This window comes from Streptomyces narbonensis (genome assembly GCF_014649015.1).
Classification (GTDB): domain Bacteria; phylum Actinomycetota; class Actinomycetes; order Streptomycetales; family Streptomycetaceae; genus Streptomyces; species Streptomyces narbonensis.
Map to the genome: position 1 here is coordinate 1 of NZ_BMSF01000041.1, position 4954 is coordinate 4954.

Sequence of the window (4954 nt, forward strand, 5' to 3'; positions counted from 1 at the left end):
CGGGTTGATCTCCGAGACGGCGCCGACGAACGTGGTCTTGCCCACGCCGAAGCCGCCCGCCACCACGATCTTCGCGCTGGTGGTTGAGCGGGCTGCACCGCCGCTAGAGCTTGCGAAGTCCACTGAGCACCCTTTCGAGCAGTGTCACGGCTGGCTGGCCGCCGGCGGCCTCGTCGCCGCCTGGCTGGTGAATGGCGACAAGTCCGGCCTCGGCCAGGTCGGCGACGAGGATCCGGGCAACGCCGAGAGGAATGGAGAGGAGGGCCGAGATCTCGGCGACCGACTTGATCTCGATGCACAGCCGGCAGATCCGCTGGTGCTCGGGCAACTGCCCGTGCAGCCTGGCCGGATCGGCCGTGGTGCTGACCAGCGCCTCGATGGCGAGCTGGTAGCGCGGCCGGGTCCGGCCGCCGGTCATCGCGTACGGACGCACGAGCGGGTTGTGCCCGCCCGAACCGCCCGCGGAGGACGCGGCACGCGGGGCGCTCGGCGAGCCCGCCGGCGTGTGCTGCTGGGCCTGAGGCTGCCGATAGGGCTGCGATGCGCCCTGTCTGCTCGGGGCGGAGGGAAAGTTGAACCGGTTCTGCGCGGTGTCGCCCAGTGGCGCCTGGTGCGCGTCATATCCGTTGTAGTGGCTTGCGCCCGGGGGTGTTCCCACGTCTCCTCCTCCGACTGCCTCGCGGTCCATGTCCCTTGAACCGCGCCACCGCACCTTACGGTGCGGTGACGTGAAACGCACTGTCTGTCTGTTAGTTGAGAAGACTTCCCTGAAGCTCCGCCCGGAGGTCGGGAGTGAGGACCGTGCCCGCTCGGTCCACGAGCAGGGCCATCTCGTAGCCCACGAGGCCGATGTCGGCCTCCGGGTGGGCGAGCACGGCCAGCGAGGAGCCGTCCGAGATCGACATGATGAAGAGGAAGCCGCGCTCCATCTCCACCACGGTCTGGTTGACCGCACCGCCCTCGAAGATCCGGGACGCGCCCGCGGTCAGCGAGGTCAGTCCGGAGGCGACGGCCGCCAGCTGGTCGGCGCGGTCCCGGGGGAAGCCCTCGGACATCGCCAGCAGGAGTCCGTCGGCGGAGACCACCACGGTGTGGGACACCCCGGGGGTGTTGTCCACGAAGTTGGTGATCAACCAGTTCAGATTCTGCGCCGCCTGGCTCATGCTCACACTAACGCTCCTGGTTGTAGGTACTGCCCGGGCCGAGGCCCGATCCGTTCGTGTCCGTTCCCGCGCTGCGTCCCTGCTGGACACCGCGGCGCAGGTTGCTCAACCTGCCCCGGACGTCCTCGGGTGCGCGGGAGACCTGGGGGCCGCCCTGCGGCGTCTGCTCCGCCGTGCCCTCGACCAGGTTGGCCTTGGGGACCCGGCGGGGAAGACCGGACGAGGTGACCCCGCCCGCCTTCGGGTCCTTCAGCTTCCCGGCCCGCTGCCAGCGCTCGTCGTTGGCCGACCGCCACGCCTCGGAGCCTTCGGCTTCGCCCTGCTGCTCTACCGACCCCGCCGGCTGCTCGGCCTGCGCCGGCTGCGGGGCCTGCGCGGGCTGTCGCGTCTGCGCGGGCGGTGCCTGTCGCGGCGCCTGCTGCGTCTGCGGGGCGACGCTGCCGCGGCGCGGCAGACCTGCGTCGGTCAGTGCGTGGCCGGCGTCCGGGGCGGGGTTCGGAGTGGGACCCGGACGGTCGAAGCCTACGCGGTCGCGGGCCTGTTCGGGAGCGGCCGGAGCAGATTCCGGTTCCGTCCCGTACTGCTGCCCGTAGCCGCCCTGGTAGGCGTTCTGGTCCTGCCACTCACCCTGCTGGGCCTGGGCGTCGAACGCATTGCCGTACTGCTGGTGTTCGACTGCCGGGGTCTCGTACGAAGCTTCCGCATAGCCGGCCTGGGGGTACGCCTCGTAACCCTGCTGCGGGTACTCGCCGGCGTACTCCTGACCCTGGCCGTACTGCTGCTGCGCGTAGCCCTGGTGCTGCGGGTACGCCTGCTGCTCCTGAGGCTGCTGCGCGTACTCGCCGGTGTACTCCTGGCCGCCGTACGCCTCGTTCTGCGCGTACTCCTGACCCTGGCCGTACTCCTGCGCCCCGTCGTACTCCTGGGCCCCGTCGTACTCCTGGGCCTGTCCGTACTCCTGCGCGGCGGACTCCGACTCGTCGCGGAAGAGCGGACGGTCGCCGCCCTGCGCCCGGTCGCTGAGCGTCGCACGCCGGTCCTCGCGCATCAGGGAGCGGTTGACCGGGTCGAGCGACTGCTCGCCCTCACCCTGCTCCTCGTAGCGCGAGTCGTCGAAGCCGAGATCGGCTGCGGTCAGCATCGCCTGCGGGGCCGGAGCCTCGAAGGCGCTCTGCTGCTGTTGCTGGGGAATGATCTGCGAGACGGTGAAGTCGTCCTGGACCGGCTGCTCGCCGCCACCGCCGTGCGTGATCGCGTCCGGCAGCATGACGAGCGAGGTCGTCCCGGCCTGCTCGCCCGAGGGGCGCAGCTGGACCCGGATGCCGTGCCGGTCGGCGAGGCGGCCGACCACGAAGAGGCCCATGCGCTGCGAGACGGCGGCGTCCACGGTCGGCGGGTTGGCCAGCTTGTGGTTGATGTCCGCGAAGTCCTCGGCGGTGAGGCCGATGCCCTTGTCGTGGATCTCGACCATCACGCGGCCGTCGGGGAGACGGGTCGCGGTGACGCGCACCTTGGTCTGCGGGGAGGAGAACGTCGTGGCGTTCTCCAGGAGCTCGGCGAGCAGGTGGACGAGGTCGGTCACGGCCTGGCCGTGGATCTCGGCCTCCGGCACGCCGGCCAGCTCGATGCGCTCGTACTGCTCCACCTCGGAGGAGGCGGCGCGCATGACGTCGACCAGCGGGACCGGCTGGTCCCAGCGGCGGCCCGGCTCCTCGCCGGCGAGGACGAGGAGGTTCTCGCCGTTGCGGCGCATACGGGTCGCCAGGTGGTCCAGCTTGAAGAGGTTCTCCAGCTGGTCCGGGTCGGCCTCGTTGTTCTCCAGGTCGGTGATGAGGGTCAGCTGGCCCTCGATCAGCGACTGGTTGCGGCGCGAGAGGTTGGTGAAGATCGCGTTGACGTTGCCCCGGAGCATGGCCTGCTCGGCGGCGAGCCGGACGGCCTCGCGGTGGACCTGGTCGAAGGCGCGGGCGACCTCGCCGATCTCGTCCTGGGAGTCGATCGGGATCGGCTGTACGCGGGTGTCGACCCGGCCGGGCTCGGTGCGGGACAGCTGGTCGACGAGCATCGGCAGGCGCTGCTCGGCGATGCCGAAGGCGGCGGTGCGCAGCTCGCGCATCGAGCGGCTCATCTGGCGGGCCATCATCCCGGCCAGGATGAAGGCGGTGAGCAGGGCGACGACGACGATGGCGCCGATGACCCAGGCGTCCGTCTTGGCCTCGTCGGAGATCTTGACGGCCTCGGTCACGGCCTTGTCGACGAGGGCCTTCTCGACGTCGGAGTAGCCCTCGAACTTGGCGGTGGCGACGGCCATCCAGCTCTCGGCCGTGATGCCCTTCGACTTCAGGGCCGCGAGCGCCTCGGGGGTCTTGGCGGTGCCGATCGCGGAGGCCACGCCGGAGTAGACGGAGCCGTCCTTGCCCTTGGGCAGCTCGACGTCGGCGGCCTGCATCTGCTTCGCACCCTCGGCGGCCTTGCCGGCCATGACCTTCTTGAGGAGGTCGACGTCCTCGGGCAGGGCGCCGGAGCCGAACTCGCCGAGGGCGATCTGCTCCAGGTAGTTGTACGAGTTGAAGGCCACGGACTGCTGGGCGAAGACCTCTTCGCTGCGGCTGGGCCGGACCAGGAGCTGCGTGCCGATCGAGCGCTGGAGCGACTCGGCGCCCTTGGCGAGCTGGACGGCGTAGACGCTGCGGCCGTAGGTCGTGACGTTGCCGGTGCCGAGGCCGAGCTCGTTGGAGAACTCGGTGAGGTAGTGCTGGACGCCGGTGTACCCGAGCTGGGTGTTCACGGGGTCGAGGGAGCGGCTGTACGCGGCCTTGCGGAGCGCTTCGAGCTTCGGCTCCTCGTCCTTGAAGAGCCGGAGACGGCGCTCCAGGCCCTGGCCCGAGGGAAGGTTCTTGGCGGCCTCGTCGAACTTGAGGCGGGCGGCGTCGGTCGCGGCGTAGGCCTGCTCGACGGCGTCGGCCTTGCGGTCCTCGGGGGTCTTCGCGGCCAGCAGGGGACCGGCGGTGAGGTCGCGCTCGTTGAGGAGCGCGGTGCTGTACTCCGAGGCGGCCCGCACGATGAGGGCCGTCTTCTCGGCGTCCTGCGCCTCCTGCCAGGTGTCGATCGCACCCTTGACCTGGAAGCCGCCCATGACGAGGCCGACGAGCACGGGTATGAGGAGGATCGCGTTCAGTCGGGTGGGTACCCGCCAGTTACGCGGCGAGAGCTTGCTGGAGCTGCCCGGGGTGGCCGCCGGCGGCGGTGTCACGGGCACGTCCGCGGGCGACACCGCTGTGCGCGACGGCGGGGTGAAGTTGCCCCGTGTCTCCTGCTCCGCGGAGCTTTCCTTGCTGCGCCTCACTCGACCAACAACCTCTCGGCGTCGGCACCTACGTTGTGCCGGTGTTTCGTTCAGGGCCGTACTACTCGGGAGTTCATGAATTGCAGCACGTGAAGGGGGTCCGTTCCAAACAGTGGGAAGCGACCGCTTTCCGTGCTCCTGGGGCGACATAAAACGGGCATAAAGAGCGAGCCCCGCCAAATGGCGGGGCTCATGTGAGCGCAGTGACACCGATCGGATGCGTCGGGTGTCCGAGGCGCCCCAATTCTCTGTCGAAACGTTATGAACCCGGGGGCGGTCGTGTCGAAGGACACAGATCACCCCGCACAGCAGGCATATGACAAAAGCAGGGGCCCGAACACGGTCGGACGGGCCCTCCGGTCCTGCGGCCCGCTACTTCAGACGGGCCATGAGGGCGTGCTCGACGAGGGTGATGAGCGCGCTCTTGGCGTCCGCGCGGTGGCGG

The 4954-nt window shown here is 70.0% G+C and carries 3 protein-coding genes and 2 pseudogenes; all 5 read right to left on the reverse strand.

Translation table 11 applies throughout. From position 1 onward, the window contains the following. Positions 1-123, reverse strand: a pseudogene (locus tag IE124_RS33820) (ATP/GTP-binding protein); the annotation flags it as partial. Then, positions 104-658 (reverse strand): DUF742 domain-containing protein, encoded by a 555-nt coding sequence (locus tag IE124_RS33825; RefSeq protein WP_189513811.1) that lies wholly within the window; start codon positions 656-658, stop codon positions 104-106. The gene IE124_RS33825 and the pseudogene IE124_RS33820, both read right to left, overlap by 20 nt. A 91-nt stretch (positions 659-749) precedes the next feature. After that, positions 750-1163 (reverse strand): roadblock/LC7 domain-containing protein, encoded by a 414-nt coding sequence (locus tag IE124_RS33830; protein WP_026057603.1) that lies wholly within the window; start codon positions 1161-1163, stop codon positions 750-752. 7 nt (positions 1164-1170) lie between these two features. Then, positions 1171-4509, reverse strand: a complete 3339-nt coding sequence (locus IE124_RS33835) for a sensor histidine kinase (protein WP_189513813.1) — start codon at positions 4507-4509, stop codon at positions 1171-1173. A 372-nt stretch (positions 4510-4881) separates the two neighbouring features. Then, positions 4882-4954, reverse strand: a pseudogene (locus IE124_RS33840) (ATP-binding protein); the annotation flags it as partial.

Coding starts and splice junctions, on each gene's coding strand:
- IE124_RS33830 (WP_026057603.1), bottom strand. CDS start 1,163: ATGAGCCAGGCGGCGCAGAATCTGAACTGGTTGATCACCAACTTCGTG.